This window comes from Leifsonia sp. 2TAF2, assembly GCF_052115085.1.
Lineage (GTDB): Bacteria > Actinomycetota > Actinomycetes > Actinomycetales > Microbacteriaceae > Leifsonia.
On sequence record NZ_JBFRFY010000001.1, the window covers coordinates 1,961,514 to 1,984,371 of the forward strand.

26 protein-coding genes and 2 tRNA genes are annotated in these 22,858 nt (G+C 69.5%); 16 read left to right on the forward strand and 12 right to left on the reverse strand.

Features of this window, described 5'->3' with window-relative positions:
* Positions 1–69 precede the first annotated feature (69 nt).
* Genes AB4Z18_RS09445 through AB4Z18_RS09475 form a run of 7 tightly spaced genes read left to right on the forward strand, consistent with a single transcriptional unit; the run spans position 70 to position 7,150 of the window.
* The gene (locus tag AB4Z18_RS09445; protein WP_441782425.1) at positions 70–981 is read left to right on the forward strand and encodes an ATP-binding cassette domain-containing protein; all 912 of its coding nucleotides are present in this window, start codon (positions 70–72) and stop codon (positions 979–981) included.
* Positions 978–1,844, forward strand: a complete 867-nt coding sequence (locus AB4Z18_RS09450) for an ABC transporter permease subunit (RefSeq protein ID WP_441782426.1) — start codon at positions 978–980, stop codon at positions 1,842–1,844. The genes AB4Z18_RS09445 and AB4Z18_RS09450 overlap by 4 nt, the downstream gene beginning before the upstream one ends.
* An 8-nt stretch (positions 1,845–1,852) precedes the next feature.
* Positions 1,853–3,217: a sensor histidine kinase gene (locus AB4Z18_RS09455; protein WP_441782427.1), complete on the forward strand. Its 1,365-nt coding sequence runs from the start codon at positions 1,853–1,855 to the stop codon at positions 3,215–3,217.
* Complete coding sequence (locus AB4Z18_RS09460) at positions 3,214–3,888, forward strand: response regulator (protein ID WP_441782428.1); 675 nt, start codon at positions 3,214–3,216, stop codon at positions 3,886–3,888. The genes AB4Z18_RS09455 and AB4Z18_RS09460 overlap by 4 nt, the downstream gene beginning before the upstream one ends.
* A 55-nt stretch (positions 3,889–3,943) precedes the next feature.
* On the forward strand, positions 3,944–5,074 hold the full coding sequence (locus AB4Z18_RS09465; RefSeq protein WP_441782429.1) for a mechanosensitive ion channel family protein: 1,131 nt from the start codon (positions 3,944–3,946) through the stop codon (positions 5,072–5,074).
* Complete coding sequence (locus AB4Z18_RS09470; protein ID WP_441782430.1) at positions 5,071–5,469, forward strand: globin; 399 nt, start codon at positions 5,071–5,073, stop codon at positions 5,467–5,469. The genes AB4Z18_RS09465 and AB4Z18_RS09470 overlap by 4 nt, the downstream gene beginning before the upstream one ends.
* Before the next feature lie 34 nt (positions 5,470–5,503).
* Positions 5,504–7,150: an FAD-binding dehydrogenase gene (locus AB4Z18_RS09475; protein WP_441782431.1), complete on the forward strand. Its 1,647-nt coding sequence runs from the start codon at positions 5,504–5,506 to the stop codon at positions 7,148–7,150.
* A gap of 137 nt (positions 7,151–7,287) precedes the next feature.
* On the opposite strand, the gene AB4Z18_RS09480 is transcribed toward AB4Z18_RS09475, so the two are convergent.
* Positions 7,288–7,986: a hypothetical protein gene (locus AB4Z18_RS09480; RefSeq protein WP_441782432.1), complete on the reverse strand. Its 699-nt coding sequence runs from the start codon at positions 7,984–7,986 to the stop codon at positions 7,288–7,290.
* A 42-nt stretch (positions 7,987–8,028) separates the two neighbouring features.
* On the opposite strand from AB4Z18_RS09480, the gene AB4Z18_RS09485 reads away from it, so the two are divergent.
* Entirely contained in the window at positions 8,029–8,904 is an 876-nt protein-coding gene (locus AB4Z18_RS09485) for an acyl-CoA thioesterase (protein ID WP_441782433.1), read from the forward strand.
* Positions 8,905–8,930: 26 nt separating this feature from the next.
* Here the strand turns inward: AB4Z18_RS09485 and AB4Z18_RS09490 are convergent, their stop codons facing one another.
* Together AB4Z18_RS09490 and AB4Z18_RS09495 are read right to left on the reverse strand one after the other, a co-directional pair.
* On the reverse strand, positions 8,931–9,653 hold the full coding sequence (locus tag AB4Z18_RS09490; RefSeq protein ID WP_441782434.1) for an anti-sigma factor family protein: 723 nt from the start codon (positions 9,651–9,653) through the stop codon (positions 8,931–8,933).
* Positions 9,650–10,207, reverse strand: a complete 558-nt coding sequence (locus AB4Z18_RS09495; protein ID WP_441782435.1) for a sigma-70 family RNA polymerase sigma factor — start codon at positions 10,205–10,207, stop codon at positions 9,650–9,652. Before AB4Z18_RS09495 ends, AB4Z18_RS09490 begins: the two co-directional genes overlap by 4 nt.
* Before the next feature lie 78 nt (positions 10,208–10,285).
* On the opposite strand from AB4Z18_RS09495, the gene AB4Z18_RS09500 reads away from it, so the two are divergent.
* Positions 10,286–10,714, forward strand: a complete 429-nt coding sequence (locus AB4Z18_RS09500; RefSeq protein ID WP_441782436.1) for a ubiquinol-cytochrome c reductase iron-sulfur subunit — start codon at positions 10,286–10,288, stop codon at positions 10,712–10,714.
* Between the two features lie 38 nt (positions 10,715–10,752).
* Here the strand turns inward: AB4Z18_RS09500 and AB4Z18_RS09505 are convergent, their stop codons facing one another.
* From AB4Z18_RS09505 to msrA, 5 genes are all read right to left on the reverse strand, one after another.
* Positions 10,753–11,241, reverse strand: a complete 489-nt coding sequence (locus AB4Z18_RS09505; RefSeq protein WP_441782437.1) for an acyl-CoA thioesterase — start codon at positions 11,239–11,241, stop codon at positions 10,753–10,755.
* A 10-nt stretch (positions 11,242–11,251) separates the two neighbouring features.
* Entirely contained in the window at positions 11,252–12,934 is a 1,683-nt protein-coding gene (gene ettA, locus AB4Z18_RS09510; RefSeq protein WP_441782438.1) for an energy-dependent translational throttle protein EttA, read from the reverse strand.
* A 66-nt stretch (positions 12,935–13,000) separates the two neighbouring features.
* Positions 13,001–13,519 (reverse strand): DUF6993 domain-containing protein, encoded by a 519-nt coding sequence (locus AB4Z18_RS09515; RefSeq protein ID WP_441782439.1) that lies wholly within the window; start codon positions 13,517–13,519, stop codon positions 13,001–13,003.
* Positions 13,520–13,529: 10 nt separating this feature from the next.
* Positions 13,530–13,991 (reverse strand): single-stranded DNA-binding protein, encoded by a 462-nt coding sequence (locus tag AB4Z18_RS09520; protein ID WP_441782440.1) that lies wholly within the window; start codon positions 13,989–13,991, stop codon positions 13,530–13,532.
* A 126-nt stretch (positions 13,992–14,117) separates the two neighbouring features.
* Entirely contained in the window at positions 14,118–14,642 is a 525-nt protein-coding gene (gene msrA / locus AB4Z18_RS09525; protein ID WP_441782441.1) for a peptide-methionine (S)-S-oxide reductase MsrA, read from the reverse strand.
* Positions 14,643–14,769: 127 nt separating this feature from the next.
* Here msrA and AB4Z18_RS09530 point away from each other — a divergent pair, with 127 nt between their 5' ends.
* Positions 14,770–15,474, forward strand: coding sequence for a hypothetical protein (locus AB4Z18_RS09530; protein WP_441782442.1), 705 nt, complete (start codon positions 14,770–14,772; stop codon positions 15,472–15,474).
* A gap of 87 nt (positions 15,475–15,561) precedes the next feature.
* On the opposite strand, the gene nadE is transcribed toward AB4Z18_RS09530, so the two are convergent.
* Positions 15,562–16,401 (reverse strand): ammonia-dependent NAD(+) synthetase, encoded by an 840-nt coding sequence (gene nadE / locus AB4Z18_RS09535; protein ID WP_441782443.1) that lies wholly within the window; start codon positions 16,399–16,401, stop codon positions 15,562–15,564.
* 107 nt (positions 16,402–16,508) lie between these two features.
* Here nadE and AB4Z18_RS09540 point away from each other — a divergent pair, with 107 nt between their 5' ends.
* Positions 16,509–17,729, forward strand: a complete 1,221-nt coding sequence (locus AB4Z18_RS09540) for a cation:proton antiporter (protein WP_441782444.1) — start codon at positions 16,509–16,511, stop codon at positions 17,727–17,729.
* Positions 17,730–17,764: 35 nt separating this feature from the next.
* Here AB4Z18_RS09540 and AB4Z18_RS09545 read toward each other — a convergent pair whose 3' ends face one another.
* A complete protein-coding gene (locus tag AB4Z18_RS09545) occupies positions 17,765–18,619 on the reverse strand; it encodes a LysR substrate-binding domain-containing protein (protein ID WP_441782445.1) in 855 nt (284 codons plus the stop codon).
* Between the two features lie 165 nt (positions 18,620–18,784).
* On the opposite strand from AB4Z18_RS09545, the gene AB4Z18_RS09550 reads away from it, so the two are divergent.
* Positions 18,785–20,089: an MFS transporter gene (locus tag AB4Z18_RS09550; protein WP_441783001.1), complete on the forward strand. Its 1,305-nt coding sequence runs from the start codon at positions 18,785–18,787 to the stop codon at positions 20,087–20,089.
* 38 nt (positions 20,090–20,127) lie between these two features.
* Positions 20,128–20,200, forward strand: a tRNA-Arg gene (locus tag AB4Z18_RS09555).
* 100 nt (positions 20,201–20,300) lie between these two features.
* Here the strand turns inward: AB4Z18_RS09555 and AB4Z18_RS09560 are convergent.
* The gene (locus AB4Z18_RS09560) at positions 20,301–20,603 is read right to left on the reverse strand and encodes a thioredoxin domain-containing protein (RefSeq protein ID WP_441782446.1); all 303 of its coding nucleotides are present in this window, start codon (positions 20,601–20,603) and stop codon (positions 20,301–20,303) included.
* Between the two features lie 95 nt (positions 20,604–20,698).
* On the opposite strand from AB4Z18_RS09560, the gene AB4Z18_RS09565 reads away from it, so the two are divergent.
* The 3 genes from AB4Z18_RS09565 to AB4Z18_RS09575 all read left to right on the forward strand — a co-directional run bounded on the left by AB4Z18_RS09565 (position 20,699) and on the right by AB4Z18_RS09575 (position 22,261).
* Complete coding sequence (locus AB4Z18_RS09565) at positions 20,699–21,505, forward strand: SGNH/GDSL hydrolase family protein (RefSeq protein ID WP_441782447.1); 807 nt, start codon at positions 20,699–20,701, stop codon at positions 21,503–21,505.
* A 10-nt stretch (positions 21,506–21,515) separates the two neighbouring features.
* Positions 21,516–22,139 (forward strand): oligoribonuclease, encoded by a 624-nt coding sequence (gene orn, locus AB4Z18_RS09570; protein ID WP_441782448.1) that lies wholly within the window; start codon positions 21,516–21,518, stop codon positions 22,137–22,139.
* Between the two features lie 46 nt (positions 22,140–22,185).
* Positions 22,186–22,261: transfer RNA gene (locus AB4Z18_RS09575), tRNA-His, on the forward strand.
* Here the strand turns inward: AB4Z18_RS09575 and AB4Z18_RS09580 are convergent.
* Positions 22,254–22,838: an ArsR/SmtB family transcription factor gene (locus AB4Z18_RS09580; RefSeq protein ID WP_441782449.1), complete on the reverse strand. Its 585-nt coding sequence runs from the start codon at positions 22,836–22,838 to the stop codon at positions 22,254–22,256. The genes AB4Z18_RS09575 and AB4Z18_RS09580 overlap by 8 nt on opposite strands.
* Positions 22,839–22,858 lie beyond the last annotated feature (20 nt).

Sequence of the window (22,858 nt, forward strand, 5' to 3'; positions counted from 1 at the left end):
ACGGATGCCGAAATGAGTGGTACCGAGGGTGGATACCCCAGACAAGCGCGGGCCCCTAGTCTCGGAGGCATGATCCAACTCGATCACCTGACCAAACGGTTCGGCGCGAAGACCGCCGTCGACGACATCTCCGTGACCATCCAGCCGGGCAAGGTCACCGGCTTCCTCGGCCCGAACGGCGCCGGCAAGTCCACCACCATGCGCATGATCGTGGGACTCGACCGGCCGACCCAGGGCACCGCACTGATCAACGGCAGGCGCTACGCGGAATTCCGCTCGCCCCTGACCGAGGTCGGCGCCCTGCTCGACGCCAAGGCCATTCACACCGGCCGCACCGCGTACGGGCACCTGCTGGCCCTGGCCGCGACGCACGGCATCCCCACCTCCCGTGTGCACGAGGTCATCGGGATGACCGGCCTCGAGTCGGTGGCCTCCAAGCGTGTCGGCGGCTTCTCCCTCGGGATGGGCCAACGGCTGGGCATCGCGGCCGCCATGCTCGGCGACCCGGCGACGCTCATCCTCGACGAGCCGGTGAACGGTCTGGACCCGGAGGGCGTCCTCTGGGTGCGCCAGTTCGCCCGGCACCTCGCCAGCCAGGGCCGCACCATCTTCCTCTCGTCGCACCTGATGAGCGAGATGGCGCAGACGGCCGACCACATCATCGTGCTGGGCCGGGGCCGCGTCCTCGCGGACGCTCCCGTCGACAGCATCCTGGCCGGGGCGACCCGTCACGCCGTGCGCGTGCGCACCCCGCAGCCCGACCTGCTCGCCCGCGCCGTCTCCGGTGCGGCTGTCGCCGTCACCGGTGTCGAGGCCCAGCTGCTCGAGATCACCGGCCTGACGGCCGCGCAGATCGGCGAGACGGCCGCGCGCGACGGCATCGTGCTCCACGAGTTGACGCCGATCAGCGCTTCGCTCGAGGAGGCCTACCTCGAACTCACCCAGGACGACGTCGAGTACCGCACGGAGGTCAGCCGATGAGCACCGCAACCACCACTCACGCCGGAGTCACGCATCCGCACACTTCGCTGGGGCACCTGAACTTCTTCCGGGTCGTGCGCTCCGAGTGGATCAAGCTGCGCACGCTGCGTTCCACCTTCTGGACGCTGATCAGCGCCGTCGTGCTCGTCGTCGGCATCGCTGCGCTCGTGGCGTTCGCCATCCCTGACAAGACGACGCTGCTGGCACGGGTGCCCGCGACGCAGCACGCCGCGGTGGAGGCACAGGCGGCCGGGTTCACCTTGACCGCCGCGACCGCGGGGCTGACCTTCGCGTCGCTGGTCATCGCTGTGCTCGGCGTTCTGGTGATCTCCGGCGAGTTCAGCACCGGGATGATCCGCGCCTCCTTCACGGCGGTCCCCCGCCGGTTCCCGGTCTTCGCGGCGAAGACCCTCGTGCTGTTCGTCGTCGCGTTCGTAGTCGGCCTGATCTCCTCGGCACTGTCGTGGGCGGTCGCCGTGCCGGTCCTGACCGGCAAGGGGTACACGGGAGACCTGTTCGCGGCCGACACGCTGTGGGCGATCCTCGGAGCCGGCGTGTACCTGGGGCTGGTGGCCGTGTTCGCCCTCGGCGTCGGCGCCATCCTGAAGTCCACCGCCGGCGGGATCGCCGGAGCGCTCGGTGTGCTGCTCGTGCTGCCGATCATCGCCGGTCTCGTGAGCGGCCTGACCCAGACGCAGTGGCTCGCCGACGCGCAACGCTACCTGCTGAGCAACGCCGGACAGGGGATGTCGGGCGTCGCCAACGGCGGAGTCGAGCCCTGGGTGAACGTCCTCACGGTGCTCGCCTGGACGGTCGTCTCCTTCGTGGTCGGGGCCGTGCTGCTGCAGCGCAGGGACGCCTGACCGGCCGCGTGACCGCGCCCGTCCCGATCAACGACACCCCGGGCGGCCTCGAACTTCCGAGGCCGCCCGGGGTGATCCGTCGTTATCTGGCGGCGCATCCGCTCGCCGTCGACCTGTTCGTGGCGGGATTCTATCTGGTGCCGTCGGTGGTCGGCGCGCTCATCGTGTCGGCGAGGGAGCCGACCGTCCAGGAGACGGTGCACCTCCTGCTTTCCGTGGTCGCCGGCGCAGCGCTCGTCGCACGTCGTCAACGGCCGGCCATCGTCTTCGCTTTCGCGACGGTGCTGCTCGGGGCGAGCGTCTTCCTCGGCCGCGACATGGATGTGGTTCCCACCCTCTTCGCGCTCTACGCCCTCGCGGTCTACCGCTCGATCCGGTCGGCCTGGATCGCCTTCGCGGTGACCTCCGCGGTCACGGTCGTGACGGTCACGGTGGAGGTCGTGCTGACCCAGGCGAAGGTGTTCACACCGCTGGAGACCGCCGCGGTACCCTCCGGCATCCTCGTCCTGTCGTTCTCGGTCGTCGCCGTGCTCATCGGCAGCAACGTCGGAAACCGCCGGCGGTACCTGGATGCGCTGATCGACCGGGCGCGCCAGCTCGCGCGCGAGCGCGACCAGCAGGCCGAGATCGCCGCGGCGGCGGAGCGCAGCCGCATCGCTCGCGAGATGCACGACATCGTCTCACACAGCCTCACGGTGATGATCACGCTGGCCGACGGGTCCGTGCGCTCGGCGGAAGCGTCGCCGCCGTCGCCCAGCCTTCCGGATCGCTCGGTGGATGCCATGCGGCTGGTCGCCGAGACCGGGCGTGGAGCGCTGGCCGACATGCGACGCCTGCTGGGGGTGCTCCGCGACGGCGAGGGCGGAGCGGCCGCGCGCGAACCGCAGCCGGGCGTGACCGACCTCGCCGACCTCATCGAGACGTTCCGTGCGGCCGGCCTCCCCGTGCGCATCACGGTCACGGGCGTCCCGCCGGAGGACGTGGGCCAGCAGCTGACCGTGTTCCGCGTGGTGCAGGAGGGACTGACCAACGCCCTCCGCTACGCCGCGTCGGCCACCGCGGTCCGGGTGGTCATCGTCTTCCGGCCCGGGACGGTGATCGTCACGATCGACGACGACGCCGCCCTGCACCCGGCGGCGGATCGGGGCTCGGGACGCGGCCTGATCGGGCTGCGCGAGCGGGTCGGACTGTACGGCGGGACGCTGGAGGCCGGGCCCCGGCCGGGCGGCGGGTGGCGCGTGCGCGCGGTGTTCGACGCGGTGCGGGCTACTCCGCCGCCGGACGTGTCACCTGAAGAGCCGGACGTGTCGCCTGCCCCCGCCGCAGAGCACCCGCCAGCACCCCACCCCCACGAGACGAAGGAGACGACGTGACCGACTCCGCCATCCGCATCCTGCTCGTCGACGATCAGCAGCTCGTCCGCCTCGGATTCCGCATGGTGCTGGAGGCCGAACCGGACCTCGTCGTCGTTGGCGAGGCGGCCGACGGCGCAGAAGCCGTACGGCTCAGCGCCGAGCTACGACCGGATGTCGTCCTCATGGATGTGCGGATGCCGGCACTCGACGGCATCGAGGCGACCCGGCGCATCGTGGAGGCGGACCCGAGTGCGCGCATCATCATCCTGACGACCTTCGACCTCGACGAGTACGCGTTCGGCGGACTGCGCGCCGGAGCGAGCGGATTCCTCTTGAAGGATGCGCGCCCCGACGAGCTCACCGGCGCCGTACGCGCCGTCGCCGCGGGCGACGCCGCCGTCTCGGGCAGGGTGACCCGGGCGATGCTGGAGATGTTCGCAGACCGCCTCCCGGCGGGGGACGCGCCCTCCCCCGGCGGGAAGGACCCCGCGGAGGTGCTCACCCCGCGCGAGCGGGAGATCCTGCTCGCCATGGGCGAAGGCCTGAGCAACGGCGAGATCGGAGCGCGGTTCTATCTGACGGAGTCGACCGTGAAGACGCACGTGGGCCGGGTGCTGTCGAAGCTCCAGCTGCGCGACCGGGTGCACGCGGTGATCTTCGCGTACGAGCACGGGCTGCTGGAGCGATGACCCGCGTCGTCATTCCAGCGACCGCCAAGGGAGGGGTCGCTAGGCTCGACCGGGTATGGAAATCCTGAGACAAGACTTCTGGGCCGCGATCGGATCGTGGGCCGTCCAGGCCGGCTGGAACCTGGTCAGCGCGGCCTGCATCATCGGCGGCGCCTTCCTGCTCAGCTGGATCCTCCGCGTGGTGATCCGCAAGGTCGTCTCGCGGATCGTCAACGGCGTGAAGAAGGGGCAGAACGTCAGCGACACGCAGGCGCTGGTGGCCTCGCCGCTGGCCGCCGTGCGCGTCGTCCAGCGCACCCGCACGCTCGGCTCCGTGCTGATGAACATCGTCAACGTGACGATCGGGATCGTCGCAATCATCCTCATCCTGAACGTCTTCGCGGCGAGCGTCCTCGGGTCGTTCGCGCTGCTGACCGCCGCGATCGGCGCCGGCCTCGGTTTCGGCGCCCAGAACATCGTGAAAGACGTGCTGAACGGGCTGTTCATGGTGATGGAGGATCAGCTCGGCGTGGGCGACGTCGTCGACCTGGGGTCGGCGACCGGTGTCGTGGAGGCGGTCGGCATCCGCGTCACCCAGGTCCGCGACGTGAATGGGACCCTGTGGTTCGTGCGCAACGGCGAGATCCTCCGCGTCGGCAACATGTCGCAGGGCTGGGCGCGCGTCATCATCGACCTCGCCGTGCCCTACGACACCGATGTCGAAGCGGTGCAGGCGAAGATGCTCGAGACCGCGAACGCACTCGCGACGAGCACCAAGTGGCGCTCGCGCATCCTGGACAAGCCGGAGCTGTGGGGGCTGGAGTCGATCTCGGCCGACGCGCTGGTCATCCGCATCGTGCTGAAGACGCGCACCACCGCCAAGGACGACGTGTCGCGCGAGCTGCGCGTCCGGCTGAAGGCGGCTCTGGATGAGATGGGCGTCAAGCTCCCGTCGCTCTCGGCCGTCGTGCTCACCGGGTTCGACAGCGCGGCGAGCGTCATGGGCGCGAAGCCGCCGCGCACCCGGCCGAGCCAGGTCGTGACGACCGAGCCGCCGCTGAAGGGGCGCAAGGCCCGTGCGGCGGCCAAGCGCCAGGAGTCCGGCGCAGCCGCCCCGGCGCCGCGGGCCGCCGACCCCGGCGCGATCCGGATCACCCCTGCGGTCGAGAAGGCGCCCAAGCCGCGCCCGGACGGAGAACAGAAGTGAGCATCCCCGTCGGCCCCCAGCCCGCCTTCTTCGACCAGGTCGGCGGCCACGAGACCTTCGTTCGGCTCGTCGACGCCTTCTACCGGGGCGTCGCCGACGACCCGGTGCTGCGCCCGATGTACCCGGAGGAGGATCTGGGCCCGGCCAAGGAGCGCCTCACGCTGTTCCTGGAGCAGTACTGGGGCGGCCCGACCACCTACAGCGAGCAGCGCGGCCACCCCCGGCTCCGGATGCGGCACAACCCGTTCAAGGTCAACCCGGATGCACGCGACCGCTGGCTGGCGCACATGCGTGAGGCCGTCGGCGAGCTGGGGCTGCCTCCGCTGCAGGAGGAGACGCTCTGGAATTACCTGGAGCGGGCGGCGTTCGCTATGGTCAACACATTCGAGGAGTGACGCTCCCGCCATCCCGGTGCCGAAGGAGACACGGATGACCTACGAACCCGACGCGATCGTCGTCGGCGCGGGGCTTGCGGGCCTCGTCGCCGCGTCCGAACTCCTGGACGCCGGCCGGCGCGTGACGATCGTGGAGCAGGAGCCGTCCGCGTCGTTCGGCGGGCAGGCCTGGTGGTCCTTCGGTGGCCTGTTCCTCATCGACTCCCCCGAGCAGCGGCGGATGAGCGTGCACGACTCCCTCGCCCTCGCGCGCGACGACTGGTTCGGCACAGCGGGATTCGACCGCGACGAGGACCATTGGCCGCGGCAGTGGGCCGAGGCGTACCTCCAGTTCGCGGCAGGCGAGAAGCGCGCCTGGCTGCACGAGAGGGGCGTCCGGTTCTTCCCCGTCGTCGGATGGGCGGAGCGCGGCAGCGGGATGGCCGGCGGTCACGGCAACTCGGTGCCGCGATTCCACATCACGTGGGGAACGGGACCGGCAGTGCTCGAGCCTTTCGCGCGCCGGGTGCAGTCGGCGGCGGCGACCGGGCGCGCCGTCATCCGGAACCGCCACCGCGTCGACGAGCTCATCGTCGAGGGTGGCCGCGTGGTCGGGGTGCGGGGTGCCGTACTCGCGCCCGATCCGGCCGAGCGCGGTGCGCCCAGCAACCGCGACATCGTCGGCGACTTCGAACTGCGGGCGCCCGTCGTCATCGTCGCGTCCGGCGGTATCGGCGGCAACCACGACCTCGTCCGGGCGGCCTGGCCGCAGCGTCTGGGGACGCCGCCCGCGTCGATGCTCTCCGGGGTGCCCGCGCACGTCGACGGCCGGATGCTCGGGATCGCCGAGACGGCGGGAGCGCACCTGATCAACGGCGATCGGATGTGGCACTACACCGAGGGCATCCAGAACTGGGATCCGGTGTGGGAGCGACACGGCATCCGCATCCTGCCCGGTCCGTCGTCGCTGTGGCTCGACGCGCGCGGCGATCGCCTGCCCTCGCCGCTCTTCCCCGGCTTCGACACGCTCGGGACGCTCGAGCACCTGCGGCGCACCGGCTCGGACTACAGCTGGTTCGTGCTGACGCAGAAGATCATCGAGAAGGAGTTCGCACTCTCAGGCAGCGAGCAGAACCCGGACCTGACCGGCAAGGATGTGCGCCTTCTCGCGAAGCGCGTGGCGCCCGGTGCGCCGGGGCCCGTCGAGGCGTTCAAAGAGAAGGGCGCCGACTTCGTTGTGGCCGACACGCTCGACGAGCTCCTCGCCGGGATGCAGCGGATCGCCGACGTCCCGCTCGACACCGAGCTCGTCGCCCGCCACGTGCACGAGCGCGACCGGCAGCTCGACAACGAGTTCGGCAAGGACCTTCAGCTCGCCGCGGTGCGGTCGGCGCGGAAGTACCGCGGCGACCGGCTCATCCGCGTCGCATCGCCGCACAAGCTCCTGGACCCGTCCGCCGGTCCGCTCATCGCGGTGAAGCTGCACATCCTCACCCGGAAGAGTCTCGGCGGGATCGAGACCGACCTCGACGGGCGGGTGCTCGGTGCGGACGGCGCGGTGGTGCCCGGCCTCTACGCCGTGGGAGAGGCGAGCGGATTCGGCGGAGGCGGGATGCACGGCTACCGTGCGCTCGAAGGGACGTTCCTCGGCGGGTGCCTGTTCTCAGGACGCCAGGCCGGCCGTGCGGCCGCGCGCGCCTGACCCGCGCTCGCTCCAGTCTTCCGCGCCCGTCACCTCCCTCCCCCAGCGACTCCATCCAACAGCTCCTGACTTTTTCGCACTAAATCGACGATTCGAGGCGAAAAACTCAGGAGCTGTTGGCTTGGGGCGGGAGGGGGCTAGCGGCGGAGGGACCAGGAGACGCGGCGCACGAGGGTGTGGCCGCGGCGGGTCGTGAGACGCGTCCAGGTGCCGGTCTCGTGGATGGTGACCGGGTCGTCGTCACCGACGAAGCCGAGGCTGTCCGCGGCGAAGGCGGCGCCGCTCGGGATGTACTCAAGTCCGTCGATCGGACGGCCCCACACCTCCGCCCGCACCCGCTGCACGAGCTGTTCGCCCGTTCCCGTCGGCACGGCCTCCGCGACCTCGGCGACGCCGGCCTGCGCGGTCGACTGCAGCAGCGCAGACGTGGTCTCGCCGACCTTCTGCCAGCCGCCCCGCGGCGGCGAGATGCCCGCCCAGGTGACGGTGGAGACTTCGAGGGGCAACCGGATCTCGATCGGGCCGGCATCCGCCTCCCCCGCCTCCACCGCAGCTTCGGCGCCCTCCCGGGCGCGCGCGACCCGGTCGAGCAGCGAGCGGATCGGCACGACCGCGTCGAACTCCACGTCGCCGCGGGTCGCGAAGGTGCGAAGGCCCAGCACGGTCGGCGTCTCGTCGAGCAGACCGCGCGGGTACAGGATCGCCGTGTACACGGCCAGGACCCCGGAACCGGCGATCAGGCGCACGGATCCCTCCTCGACACGGGCCGCCCTCGACAGATAGGTCTGCAGATCGGCGACGGCGAGGGCGTCCACTAGAGAAAACGACTGGCTCATCGGTTGTCTAAACTACCAACAGACCACCGACTTGGAGGCACCGTGACCGAGCCCCTGGCTTCTCTTCTGACCGCGCTCGATCTGACCGACACCGGCGCCCGCACCAGTGAAGACATTTTCACCGGTCCTTCCCAGTGGATGCCGTTGGGCCGCGTCTTCGGCGGACAGGTGCTCGCGCAGTCCATCGTGGCGGCGACGCGGACGGTGGAGGACGACCGCCACATCCACTCGATGCACGGCTATTTCCTGCGCCCGGGCGACGTTAACTTCCCGATCACGTTCTCGGTGGACCGCATCCACGACGGCCGTTCCTTCTCCACGCGGCGCACGCAGGCGTACCAGAACGGGCTGCCGATCCTGTCGATGATCGCGTCCTTCCAGACGGAGGACACGGGATTCGAGCACCAGGATGCGATGCCGGAGGGGCTTCCGGACCCCGAGAGCCTGCCCTCGACCGCGTCCTCGCTGGAGGATGTGCGGCATCCCGTAGCTCAGTATTGGGCCAGCCAGCGGCCATTCGACATGCGCCATGTCACCTCCCCGATCTATGTGTCGGTGGAGGGCGAGCACGTGGCGCAGCAGGCCGTGTGGTTCCGGACCATCGGCGACATGCCCGACGACCCGGGCCTCCACCGCGCAGCGCTCGCGTACGCCAGCGACTACACGATCATGGAGTCGGTGATGCGCCGGCACGGCATCGCCTGGGCGACGCCGGGGCTGAAGGCCGCGAGCCTCGACCACGCGATGTGGTGGCACCGCCCGGCGAGGGTGGACGAATGGCTGCTGTATGTGCAGGAGTCGCCTACCGCGGGCGGCGGGCGCGGCCTCTCGCAGGGTCGCATTTTCAGCCGCGACGGCCGCTTGGTGGCGAGCGTCGCGCAGGAGGCGACCATCCGCCTGCCGCAGCCGGAGGACTGAGCCGGCGCGCGGCCGCGCGGCCGACGCTACCCGAAAGTGCTGCGCAGCAGGACGGTGCCGTCGCCGGCGGACCGGATGTCCACTGAGGCGATGTCGGACAGCGGGATGCTCGTCGTCGCGACCGGTGTCGCCGTTGTGCCCTCGTCCGCTGTCCAGGTCGAGATCTCGTGCTGCTTCCCGGCGCGGTCGGTGATGACCATCGCATACGTCCAGGAGTGGCCGCCGTCCGCGGCTCCGACGTGGGCGTAGCGGCACTTCGAGTCGATGCGGGTGCCCCACGGCTCCTCCGTCAGCCGCAGGTCGGCCGTGAGAGCGCTCGGCTCGACCTGGTCCATCACGACGCTGGCCACGGGCGTGCTGTCGGGATGCAGTGCCGTCGGGAGCAGGAAGGCGCCGATACCGACCACCACGGCGGCCGCCGCGGCGGACAGGGCGGCGACGAGCCAGCGGGAGCGCACTCGGCGACGCTGCACCCGGTGCAGCAGGGACGGCAGCATGTCAGGACCAGGACCCTGCTCGGCCGCTCCTTCCGCGTCCGACGCCATCACGGCATCCTCACCGAGCAACGCCATGGCCTGCTCGTGCGGAACACGACTCAGGATGCCGGGCATGCCGGCGAGCTCGCCGACCGCCTCGGTGCACCGCTCGCACTCGCGGAGGTGCACCTCGTACTCGCGGCGCTCGGTGGGCGAGAGCGCGCCGAGAATGTAGGCCGCATCCCACGTGGCGAATTCGTCGTGGCTCGTCATCGTTCGGTCACCCCTCTCTCCTGCAGCGCGAGCCGCAGGGCACGCAGACCGTAGTGGAGGCGGGATTTCACGGTGCCCTCCGGGATGTCGAGCTCTCGGGCGATCTCGGCGACGGACCGGCCGCCGTAGTATGCGTGGACGATGACGGACCGGTGCTCGGCGCTGAGTTCCGCCAGTGCGTCGGAGACCAGCCAGGAGTCGAGGACCGCGTCGGCTTCGCTGTCCGGCGACGGGCGCTCAGGGAGGGTGTCTGTGCCGAACTCGTGGCGGTAGTGGGCGCTGCGCCGTCCGTCGATGACGAGGTTCCGCGCGACGGTGAACAGCCAGGTGCGGGCGGACTGCTGCGACTGGTCAAGCACGGAGGGCTTGCGCCAGGCGCGCAGGAGCGTCTCCTGCACCACATCGTCGGCCATCGCGCGATCGCCGGTGAGGTGCACGACGTATCGCCAGACGGCCTGCGCGTGCTGATCGTGCAGTTCGCGCAGCAGTCGGGCGTCCTCCTCCGGCATGTTCACCTCCATCACGTACACGATGCAGCCCGCGGAAAGGTTCACACGCCATCGTGTGAACCGACCGAAGTACTGTCTCGTGAATACCGTAGAAGACGCATCCACCGATCGGGAGGAATCCGAATGAACGACCGCGCACCGCTCACCCGCCGCACTCTCATGTCGATCGGCGGTGCCTCCGCCGGCGCGCTCCTCCTGGCCGCCTGTACGCCGGGCGGGGCGAACGACGCGAACGGTTCGTCCTCCGGCGGCGGCGGCGGCTCGACGGAGGTGTCGCTCGCGTCCATCCCGGTGGGCGGTGCGGTGTCGGCGACGCTCGGCGGCAAGCCCATCGTCGTCTCGCAGCCCTCCGCAGGTCAGGTGGTCGCGTTCAGAGCCGTCTGCACGCACCAGGGATGCACGGTGGCGCCGCAGGGCAAGGAATTCGACTGCCCGTGCCATGGGTCGCGCTTCGACGCCTCGACGGGCGACGTGCTGAACGGACCCGCACGCGACCCGCTTCCCAAGCTGTCGGCGAAGGTCTCCGGCGACTCCGTCACGGTCACCGAGTAGGTCTCGCCATGCGCCGGCTCCGACGCCCTGATGCGCGGTCAGGCCCGCTTGGTGAACTGCACCGGCTCGTCGAGGTAGGGCGTCCAGGCGTCCCGTTCGCGCTCGTTGATGCGGCGGGGCCGCTGGCTGGTCGCGTCGACGAGCACGATCGTGGTCGCCGCGCGGGTGAACAGCGTCCGCGGTTCCGTGCCGTCGGGCGACCACACCTCGTAGCAGACTTCGAGGCTCGCTCCGCCGAGACGCCCGAGCCACAGTTGGACGTCCAGCGGCTGCCGGAGGTACGGGATGGGCGCGAGGTATTCGATCTCCTGCCGCGCGATCAGCGTCAGCGTGTCCGCTCCGGGGCGGCCGTCGAGCACCGCCGTGGAGCCGCCGACGGCCTCCCCGCTGCCTTCGCCGGAGTCGTCGGTGGCCCAGAACGCCTCGATGCGCGCCTCCTCGAGGAGCCGCAGCATCTCGGCGTTGTTGACGTGTCCGTAGGCGTCGAGGTCGCTCCAGCGGAGCTTGATCGGAACGTGGAGTCGCATCGCAGCGGCCTCAGTCGCGGGTGAGCTTGCGGTACGCCGAGCGGTGCGGCTTGGCGGCGTCCGGCCCGAGACGCTCGACCTTGTTCTCCTCGTACGCCTCGAAGTTGCCCTCGAACCAATACCAGTCGGCCGGGTTCTCCTCCGTGCCTTCGTACGCCAGGATGTGCGTCGCGATCCGGTCAAGGAACCACCGGTCGTGGGTAATGACCACGGCACATCCGGGGAACTCGAGGAGCGCGTTCTCGAGGCTCGAGAGCGTCTCGACGTCGAGGTCGTTGGTCGGCTCGTCGAGGAGCAGCAGGTTGCCGCCCTGCTTGAGCGTCAGCGCCAGGTTGAGGCGGTTGCGCTCACCACCGGAGAGGACGCCGGCCCTCTTCTGCTGGTCCGGTCCTTTGAACCCGAAGGTGGAGACGTACGCGCGCGACGGCACCTCGGTCTTACCGACCTGGATGTAGTCGAGCCCGTCGGAGACGACCTCCCACACGTTCTTCTTGGGGTCGATGCCGCCACGGGACTGGTCGACGTACGAGATCTGGACGGTCTCGCCGACCTTCAGGTCTCCGCCGTCGAGCGGTTCCAGGCCGACGATCGTCTTGAACAGGGTCGTCTTGCCGACGCCGTTCGGGCCGATGACGCCGACGATGCCGTTGCGCGGCAGGGTGAACGTGAGGCCGTCGATGAGCTTGCGATCCGCGAAGCCCTTCTCGAGGTTCTTCGCGTCGATGACGATCTGTCCGAGGCGCGGACCCGGCGGGATCTGGATCTCCTCGAAGTCGAGCTTCCTTGTGCGCTCCGCCTCGGCCGCCATCTCCTCGTAGCGGGCAAGACGCGCCTTGGACTTCGCCTGACGTCCCTTGGAGTTGCTACGAACCCAGTCGAGCTCCTCCGTGAGGCGCCTGGCGAGCTTGGCGTCCTTCTTGCCCTGAACCTCCAGGCGCTCGCGCTTCTTCTCCAGATACGTCGAGTAGTTGCCCTCGTACGGGTAGAGGTGACCGCGGTCGACCTCGGCGATCCACTCGGCCACGTGGTCGAGGAAGTACCGGTCGTGGGTCACGGCGAGCACGGCACCGTGGTACTTGGCCAGGTGCTGCTCGAGCCAGAGCACGCTCTCGGCGTCGAGGTGGTTGGTGGGCTCGTCGAGGAGCAGGAGGTCCGGCTTCTGCAGCAGGAGGCGGCACAGGGCGACGCGGCGCTTCTCTCCACCGGAGAGCGTGTTGACCGGCCAGTCGGCCGGCGGGCAGCGGAGAGCATCCATCGCCTGCTCGAGCTGGGAGTCGAGGTCCCAGGCGTCGGCGGCGTCGATCTGCTCCTGCAGGGTGCCCATCTCGGCGAGCAGGGTGTCGAAGTCGGCGTCGGGGTCTGCGAGGAGCCCGGAGATCTCGTTGAAGCGGTCGACCTTCTCCTTGATCTCGCCGACGCCCTCCTGCACGTTCTCGAGCACCGTCTTGCTCTCGTCGAGCTGGGGCTCCTGCATGAGGATGCCGACGCTGAAGCCGGGGCTCAGCTTGGCCTCGCCGTTGGAGGGCGTGTCCAGACCGGCCATGATCTTCAGGATGGTGGACTTACCGGCGCCGTTCGGTCCCACGACACCGATCTTCGCTCCGGGCAGGAACGCCATCGTGACGTCGTCGAGGATCACCTTGTCGCCGACCGCCTTGCGGGCGCGCACCATCGAGTAAATGTATTCGGCCATGACATCCATTCTAATTGGGCCGAAAGGCCGCAATGTTCAGGGATCGCGTCGGGAGCGGTCCGTGACCTACCAGTCGATCGGGCGGGTGTCCCCGATAAGGCACGCCCCGGTGGACAGCACGGGTGCGACGAGGCTGGAGTATCCGCCGGCGTCGGCTCCGTTCTGGCCGATCAGGCAGGTGTCACCCATCCGCACCGAGAACTGGATGGAGTTCGCCTTCAGCCCGATCGTCGTCGTGTCGACGGTCACCTGCATGTCGGCCTTCGTGAAACCGGCCGCCACCAGCGCGTCGATGAAGTCGCGGCCCTGCGCGTTCGGATTCGCCGCCAACGTCGCCTGATTGACCTTGTCGAAGAACGGCAGGTTTTCCTGGGCGGTGCCGCCGGGTACCAGCGCGATGGGTGCGGGCGTCGGTGCTGTAGGAGTCGGCGTCGCCGTGGCGACGGTCGGCGCCGCTGTGTGGGATGCCGTCGGGGCCGGTCCACCCGTGCATCCCGTCAGCGCCAGCGCCACGCTCAGCCCCGCCACCGAGGCCGCAGCGGACAGGGCGAACGGTCTGGCCCGGCGGACCACGGAGAACGACATGCCCCGAATCTTACGGGGAGGCCGCTGGGATTCCCTCGGGCGGTGTGGCCGCATTGTCCGTCCCTTCGGCGGTCGCCACGGTTGTCCCGTCGGCCCTCCCGTCAGCCGTCCCCTCTCCGGCCGCCGCCCGGGTGAAGTCCGACCGCCCCCAGGTCAGGTCGTGCCCGATCGACTCGGCCTCGATCTCCACGGTCATGCCCTGCTTGTCGCCTGTCCATTCCCTCAGGCAGAGCCGGCCGGAGACGAGGACGGGGTCGCCTTTCGCGATGCAGTCCGCGGCGCTCACCGCCAGCCGGCGGAAGGCGCTCACGGTGTACCAGTTGCTGCCGCCGTCCTCCCAGGCCGACGCCTGGCGGTTGTAGCGACGATGAGTGGTCACGAGCCGGAAGCTCGTGATCGGCAGGCCGCCCTCGGTCACGAGGTGGCGCGGATCGGTGGCGACGAAGCCGCGAACGGCGACGGTGTCGGACATTGTTCTCCCCTTCCGGACCCACCGCTGTGGTGGGCCCGGAACCACTCTCGCGGGCGCCGGAGGAACGGACCCAGCACCAAGCGCACTCTGTGGAGAATCAGCCCCGGAGCAGGAAAGGGGACGGAATCACGCCGCGACGTAATCGGCGTACGACGCGCGGATCTTGTTCACCTTCGGGAGCGCCACGGCGAGGCAGTAGCCCTGCCCAGGGTTCTTTGCGAAGAAGTCCTGGTGGTACTCCTCGGCGCGGTAGAACGGGCCGAGCGGCTCGATCGTGGTCACGATCCCGCCATCCCAGTACTCGGAAGCACGGTCGCGTGCGGCCTCGAACAGCTCACGCTGGTGCTCACTGTCGTAGAACATCGCCGAGCGGTACTGGGTGCCGACATCGTTGCCCTGCCGGTTCAGCTGCCGCGGGTCGTGCAGGGTGAAGAACACGTCGAGGATCACCTCGGGCGGGATCACCTCCGGGTCGAAGGTCACCGCGACCGCCTCCGCGTGCCCGGTGCGGCCGGTGCACACGTCCTCGTAGCTCGGCTCGACGGTGATTCCGCCGGTGTAGCCGGACACCACATCCTGCACACCGCGCAGAACGCGGTACACCGCATCCAGGCACCAGAAGCATCCGCCGGCCACCACGAAGGTCTGCATGAGTCGTCCTCTCGATCCGCTGTCACCATTCTTGCGCGAACCTTTTCGGCCTGCGCCGGATGCCCGGCTTGGCGACACGACGCCCGCGGTCCCCGGCCGACCACTGGATGGCCGTTACCATCACGGCATGCAGTGGTGGAATGACTTCGTCGATTGGCTCACGTCGCCGGCCGCACGGCCGGCCCTCTTCAACGCGGCGGTCCTCGCGGTCGCCGTGATCCTCTCCGGCCTGATCGCCGCGTGGATCGCCCGGGGCGCCCTGAAGGGCCTCCTCTCCCGTACCGACCGCGCGCAGAAGGCGTCCGCGATCGCCGCGCTCGTCGACGCCGCGACCGAGGCCTCCGTGTGGAACTCGCTCACGCCGGGCGAGCAGGTGCTCTCCGACCGCGCGGTCGGGCAGGCCGACATCATGGTCCGCCTCCTCCCGATCAAGAGCGCCGGGCTCGCCGCCAACTGGGCGGGCCACCAGCTCGCCGAGATGAAGCGCGCCTCGGCGACCTTCGGCTACCAGCTGGATCCGGCCATCGCCGAGTTCCGCGACCGCCTGCTCGAATGGCAGAACAACCCGCGGCGCGCCCGCAAGATCTTCCAGAACGACCTGGAGCGGTGGCGGTTCGAGAGCAACGACCCCGACCGCGGACTGATCGACCAGCAGGATGCCTGGGTCGCGCAGCAGCACCACGACCAGTACACGGCACCCGCCGGTGCAGCAGCAGCCGCGACGCCCGCGCCCGACCAGCCGGCCGAGCCCAACCCGTTCGTCACGACCGCGGCGGCCGGCACCCAGAACGAGGACACCTCCCCCACGACACGTCTGGGCCAGCCCGTCTGACCTGACCGCGCACGCGGCACAGCACTCCACCCGAAACGAAGGGCGCCGGCTTAGGCCGGCGCCCTTCGTGCTTCTCCGCGGATGGGGTCAGCGGCTGTAGGAGCCTTCACCCCACCAGGTGTCGAACATGCTCGCCGGAGGCTGCCGCTTGTGCTCGGTCGACCGGTACCGCGCCTCGAGAGCCTCGGTCACCTCGTCCGACACGTCCTTGCCCTCGAGGAAGTCGTCGATGTCCTCGTACGACAGGCCAAGGTTGTCCTCGTCCGTCTGGCCCGGGTTCAGGTCGAGCAGGTCGGCGGTCGGCGCCTTCTCGTACAGCCGCGCCGGCGCATCCAGGAAGCGGAGCAGCTGCTTGCCCTGACGCTTGGTGAGACCGCTCAGCGGGAGGATGTCCGTCCCGCCGTCGCCGTACTTGGTGAAGAACCCGGTGACCGCCTCCGCCGCATGGTCCGTGCCGATCACGAGAAGCCCGCGCTGACCCGCGATCGCGTACTGCGCCACCATGCGGATGCGCGCCTTGACATTGCCCTTGACGAAGTCCGTCATCGGTTCGCCGACGGCGTCCGCGTACTCGTCCTCGACACCGTCGGTGCCGCGCTGGATGTTGAACACGACCGAACTCTTCGGCCGGATGAACGACAGCGCGAGCTGCGCGTCCTCCTCGTCCCGCTGCACCCCGTACGGAAGCCGGACGGCCACGAAATCGACCTCGGTGCCCTCGGCGGCGAGCCGCTCTACCGCCAGCTGGGTGAGGCGTCCGGCGAGGGTGGAGTCCTGTCCACCACTGATGCCGAGGACGAACCCGGCGGCCCCGGTCGAGCGGAGGTAGTCGACGAGGAACCCGACCCGTCGCTCCACCTCGGCGGCCGGATCGACCTCCGGACGGACGTTCAGCTCTTCGATGATCTGTGCCTGCAGTTCACGCATGACGCCACCATATCCCCGCCGGATTTCGGACGTGTGAACACCTCGTGCGAGCACCTCGCGCGACAGGGTCTGCCGCGGGTGCGGTCCTCGTCGCTAGCATGCGGCGCATGGACGCCCACGTCTCCACCATCGTGCTCGTGCCTCTGCTGGCCGTGGGCGCTGCGCTGCTCACGACGGCGGTGGGGCGCTTCGCGAAGATCCCGTTGGTCGTCTTCGAGATCGTCCTGGGGCTGCTGGTCGGTCCGAGCGTCCTCGGCTGGATACCCGAGACCGACGCGCTGGATATGATCGCCAACTTCGGCCTCGCCTTCCTCTTCTTCATGGCCGGCAACGAGATCGACTTCGCGGCGATCGGAGCCCGCCACCTCCGCCGGGCATCCCTCAGCTGGGTGCTGTCCCTGGTTCTCGCCGTCGTGCTCGCGACGCTCATCGCCGGCGAGTTGATCAGGGGTGTCTACATCGGTATCGCGCTCACCTCGACCGCACTCGGGACTCTGATGCCGGTGCTACGCGACGCCGGCGAATTGCGCACGCCGTTCGGCCGGGCCCTCACGGCGGTCGGCGCGGTGGGCGAGTTCGGACCGCTCCTCGCCATCTCGCTGTTCCTCAGCGGGCGCAAGCCTCTCGCGGCGGCATTGGTGCTGATCGGGTTCGCAATCATCGCCGGAGGAGCGATCTGGTTCGCCTCTCGCGGCGTGCACCCGCGGTTCCACGCTCTCGTGCGGGCAACCCTGCACACCAGCGGGCAGTTCGCCGTGCGATTCGTCGTGCTCGTCATCGCCGCGTTGGTGGGCCTGAGCATCGCCGTCGGCCTCGACATGCTGCTCGGCGCCTTCGCGGCGGGCGTGCTGAGCCGCATCCTGCTCGCCGGGGCGGAGCCGGCGGACGCGCATCACATCGAGAGCAAGCTGGAGGCCGTGGCGTTCGGTGTACTCGTGCCGGTCTTCTTCATCAACACCGGGATCGGGTTCGATCTGAAGGCGCTCGTCACCGATCCGCGGGCCCTGATCCTGCTGCCGATCTTCCTGGTCCTTCTCATCCTGGTCCGAGGCATTCCTGCGTCCTCGTTCTCCGTTCCGCCGGGATCGACGTTCCGCGACCGCGCCTCGTTCACCCTGTTCAGCGCCACAGGTCTGCCCATCATCGTCGCGGTGACGGCGATCGGAGTGCGGGAGCACGACCTCCCTGTCGGCACAGCGACGGCACTGGTCGGCGCCGGGATGCTGTCGGTGCTGCTGTACCCGCTGATCGCGCTGACGCTCCGCCGTCGCTCGTCCGACGGCGGTGTGCGCCCGGCCGATCCGGATGCGGTGCCGATCGAGGGCTAGCCGCTAACGCGTCAGATGACCCGGCCCGGCCCGGCTCACGCCACCCGGCTCACCGCCCGCGCCAGGATCGCCGTGGTGAGCGCATCCACCGGCTCCCGCGCCGCCGACGGGTTCGAGAGCAGCGTGAAGTCGACGTGGCCGAGGTCCGGAAGCCCGAAGCGGTTCGTCACCTTGATCAGGTCCGTCGGGATGAGCGAGCGGGGGAACACCGCGACGCCGATACCCGCCCGCACTGCTGCCAGCACGCCGTTCACCTCGCGGGTGTTGCAGGTGATCCGCCAGGTGCGTCCTGCGTCCTCCAGCGCATCGATCGCCACCTGACGGCTGAGGCTCGGCCCCTGATAGGAGATGAGCGGCACCGGCCCATCGGGGTCCAGGATGGTCTTCTCCTGCCCCATCCACACCAGCTCGTCGGTGGCGACGACCGCGCCCTCGGTGGTGCCTGGCGTCTGCTTGATGAAGATCAGGTCAAGCTGGCCGGCCTTCAGCTTCCGGTGGAGTGGAGCGGACTGATCGACGGTCAGCTCGAGGTTGATCTGCGGATTCTGTTGACGGAAGTGGCGCAGGACGCGCGGGAGCGTCGTGATGGCGAGGTCGTCCGCCGCGCCGAACCGCAGCCGCCCGCGCATCGCCGAACCGCTGAAGTAGCTCTCGGCCTCGGCGTGGGCCGCCAGGATCGTGCGGGCGAAGCCGGCCATCGCATCCCCGTTGTCGGTCAGCCGCACCTCACGGGTGTCGCGCGCGATCAGTTGCCGCTTCGCCGCCTGCTCCAACTTGCGGATGTGCTGACTCACCGTCGGCTGGCTGATGCCGAGCCGGCCGGCCGCTTTGGTAAAGCTGCGGGTGTCGGCGACCGCGAGGAAGGTCTGCAGCAGGACAGGATCGAACATTCGCGCATCCATTCGAAAAGCCAATGGGACTTATAGCCATGATCGGCTCCAAGAATAGCGCCGGTTGCGTAGGGTCGATAACGAGACTTCATACGGAACCAGCGACGACATCGAGGTAACACGCACGTGGCGCACTCCCCCGCAGCGGCCCCGCCCACCGGACCCATGCCGGTCCTCTCCGCCCGACCGCCGTGGCGCGAGACCTTCGCCTCCTTGCGAGTGCCGAACTACCGCCGGTTCGCCGCCAGCAACCTGGTCGCCAACACGGCCGTGTGGATGCAGCGGATCGCGATGGACTGGCTGGTGCTCCAACTCTCCGGGAGCGTCGCGGCCGTCGGCGTGACCGTCTTCATGCAGTTCACTCCCATGCTCCTCTTCGGCCTCTGGGGTGGGGTCATCGCTGACCGATACTCCAAGCAGCGCCTGCTCGTCATTACGCAATCGTGCGCGGCCGGGCTCGCCGGCCTGCTCGCGGTGCTCACCCTCACCGGCGTGATCGAGGTGTGGCACGTCTACGCGATCTCGTTCGTGCTCGGGCTCGTCACCGTCGTCGACAACCCGGCGCGGCAGGTGTTCGTCAACGAGCTGGTCGGCCCGAAGTACCTGCGCAACGCGATCAGCCTCAACTCCTCCATCTTCCAGCTGGGCGGGCTGATCGGGCCCGCCGTCGGCGGCATCCTGATCACCGCGGTCGGCGGCGGCTGGTCGTTCGCGATCAACGCCGTCGCCTGTCTCGCCGTCGTCTTCGCGGTCGCCACGCTGAAGCGCTCGGAGCTGCACGCCTCCCCGGCGGCCCCGCGCGGCAAAGGCCAGCTGAAGGAGGGGATGCGCTACGTGCGCCGCAAGCCGGTGATCTTCTGGACCGTCGTGATGGTCGCCGTGATCGCCGTCTTCGCCTTCAACATGCCCGTGTTCCTGGCGGCGTACGCGAACAACGTCTACCACGTGGGGGCTCAGGGCTACGGGATGTTCAACGCCCTCGTCGCGGCCGGTGCGCTCACCGGAGCGCTCGCCTCGACCCGCCGGACCAGCGTGCGGCTCTCGATGGTGGTCGGCACGGCTGCGGCGCTCGGCGTGGTGCAGGCCGTGGCCGGATTCGCGCCCAGCGAGCTGACCTTCGGACTGCTGCTGGTGTGCGTCGGGATCGGCAACCTGCTGTTCATCACGGCGGCGAACTCCCTCGTGCAGATGTCGTCGAACGTGCAGATCCGCGGACGCGTCATCTCCCTCTACATCCTGGTGCTGCTCGGCGGGCAGGCGCTCGGCGGGCCGCTCATGGGTTGGATCGTCGAGCAGGTCGGGCCGCACATCGCGATGGCGATCTCCGGACTGGTGCCCGCCGCGGCGGCCGCGGTCGTCGCCGTGCTGATCGCCCGCCAGGCGAGCCTCCGGCTGCAGTTCGGGCTGCGCGGCCGCCGGCCCGTCATCGCGATCGTCACCCGCGCAGGCAAAAGCGGCGCAACGCTCTGACGGGGCGCCCTGCGCGCCTCCGGTATCGTGGAAGTGCCGCCCCCGTAGCTCAGCGGATAGAGCAGGAGCCTTCTAATCTCTTGGTCGCAGGTTCGATTCCTGCCGGGGGCACCTCCCCTCCCCAAGCCAACAGCTCCTGAGTTTTTCGCATCGCGACGTCGGACTGGGCCGAAAAACTCAGGAGCTGTTGGCTTGGGGCTTGCGAACTGAGTCAGAGGGCCTTGGCGGCGGCGGCCAGCACCTGGGCGAGGGTCGGGACGCCCTCGGCCCGGAAGACCTCGCTGCCGTCCGCTCCGTGCACGATGACGGTCGGCGTTACGCGGATGCGGTCCTGCTCGGCGCGTTCGCTGTTGCGTGCCACATCCAACTCGGTCACCGCGATCCGCGGGGCGAGCCGCGCGGCCTCGGAGAGCACTGCGCGCGTCTGCATGCACGGCTCGCAGAAGGCCGACGTGTACAGGGTCAGTTGCGCGTCGCCGGTGGCCTCCGGGTCAACGGCCGGTGTCGAATCCACCTCGCCAGTGTACGTCGGAAGAAATCGCGGCGACCATCGAGCGGTGGGGGCCCTGCGGCGCGGCGGTTCGTCGGCGGTGCGCACACAATCGAGACGTGAGCCGAACGACCTTCACGCGATACGTCGCCCTCGGAGACTCGCTCACCGAGGGCTTGTGCGACCACGCGCCCGGACAGCCGGGGGCGTTCCTCGGCTGGGCCGACCGCCTGGCCGGCATCCTCGATGGCGACGCACGGCTCGCCGGCGCGACCGTCGAGTTCGCGAACCTCGCCGTGCGCGGGCGCCGCATCGCCGACGTCGTGGATGCGCAGATCCCGCATGCGCTCGAGCTGCGGCCGGACCTCGTCTCCGTGATGATCGGCGGAAACGACCTGATGAGCCCGGCCGCCGATCCGGACGCGCTGGCCGCCCGGCTCGAGGACGGCATCCGTTCTCTGCGGGTGTCGGGCGCGACGGTGCTGCTCGCGAACATCTTCGACCCGCAGTTCGCGTTCTTCCTGAAGCCGTTCCGCGGCCGGGCGGCCGTGTTCAACGCGAACATCTGGAGCATCGCGCGCGACCAGCGCGCCGTGGTGCTCGATGTCTGGGGCGTGCGCGAGTTCCGCGACCCGGCGATGTGGGCGTCCGACCGGGTGCACCTCAGCACGCGCGGGCACCGGCTGCTCGCGGCGCATGCGGCGCATGCGCTCGGCGTGCCGTACGCCGAGATCGGCGGCCCCGAGACGGCGGCACCGCACGAGCCGCCGTCGCCTCCGGACTCCGTCCCGCTGCGGACGTGGGTGCGCGTGTACGCGATCCCGTGGATCGGCCGGCGGCTCCGCCACGTCTCCGCCGGCGACGGGATGGGGCCCAAGCTCCCGGTGCCGCAGCGCGTGACCGGCCCTGTCGGAGGCCCCTACTAGACTCGCTGGTATGGCTAATTCCTCGGATCGACTGGTCTGGATCGACTGCGAGATGACCGGCCTCGACCTCGAGGTCGACGAGCTGGTCGAGATCGCGGTCGTGATCACGGACTTCGAGCTGAACGTGCTCGACCCCGGCCTCAGCATCGTCATCAAGCCCGATGCATCGGCTCTGGAGAACATGGGTGAGTTCGTGCGCCAGATGCACACCACCTCGGGCCTCATCGAGGAGATTCCGAACGGCAAGAGCCTGGCGGAGGCCGAGTACGAGGTGCTGGAGTACGTGCTGAAGTTCGCGCCGACCGCACGCACCGCTCCGCTCGCCGGCAACACGATCGGCACCGACCGCATGTTCATCGCCAAGTACATGCCGCGGCTCGACAACCACCTGCACTACCGCAACGTCGACGTCTCCTCGATCAAGGAGCTCGCCCGCCGCTGGTTCCCGCGCATCTACTTCAACGCGCCGGAGAAGAACGGCGGCCACCGCGCGCTCGCCGACATCCTCGAGTCCATCCGTGAGCTCGACTACTACCGGTCCGCCGCGTTCGTCGCCCCGCCCGGCCCCACCACCGAAGACACCCAGGCGCTGGCCGCGGGTGTGGTGGAAAAATGGGCTCCTTTGATGGGCTAGAATCGATGAGTTGCTTCGAGGGCCGACAGGCTCGCGGGGCGCCATGGTGGGTATAGCTCAGTTGGTAGAGCGCCTGGTTGTGGTCCAGGAGGTCGCGGGTTCAAGCCCCGTTACTCACCCCACTGAAGACCCGGGATCGGACGATCCCGGGTCTTTTCCCTTTGCAGCGCGATGCATCAGGAAGATCCCGCCGTGCGCCGGCAGGTGCGACCGCTCACGATCGCTCTCGACGTACTCGTCGATGACCGCGACGATGCGGCGATCAAGCTCCGCGACGTCCTCCGGTGACAGGTGCAGAGAGAACCGCGCGTAGGTGGCGATCGATTCGGGCCCGGCCTCGGCCAGCTCCTGCTGGAACGCATCCACCGGGGCGAGGCCCTCGCTGAGGTCGAGGTCGTCGAGGGACACGGACAGCCACCAGGTGCGACCGGTGGAGCGGTAGGGCTTCTCGAGCGCGCCGCTCTCGCCCGTCCGCACCTCGGCGGGCTCGAGAAAGCCCGCATCGACGAGTTGGCGCACGTGGTAGTAAACGGTTCCCGGGTCGACGCCGAGCCGGTCGGCGAGCTGCTTGTTGGTGAGCTCACTATCGCCACAGAGGCGCAGGATGCGAACACGCAGCGGATGGGACATCGCTTTCAGCTCCTGCGGCGTCGCCGGGCGCCGCTTGGCGTCCGGGTCAGCGCGGCGATCGTCGGTCATGGCCCCACTGTAGTCCTTCA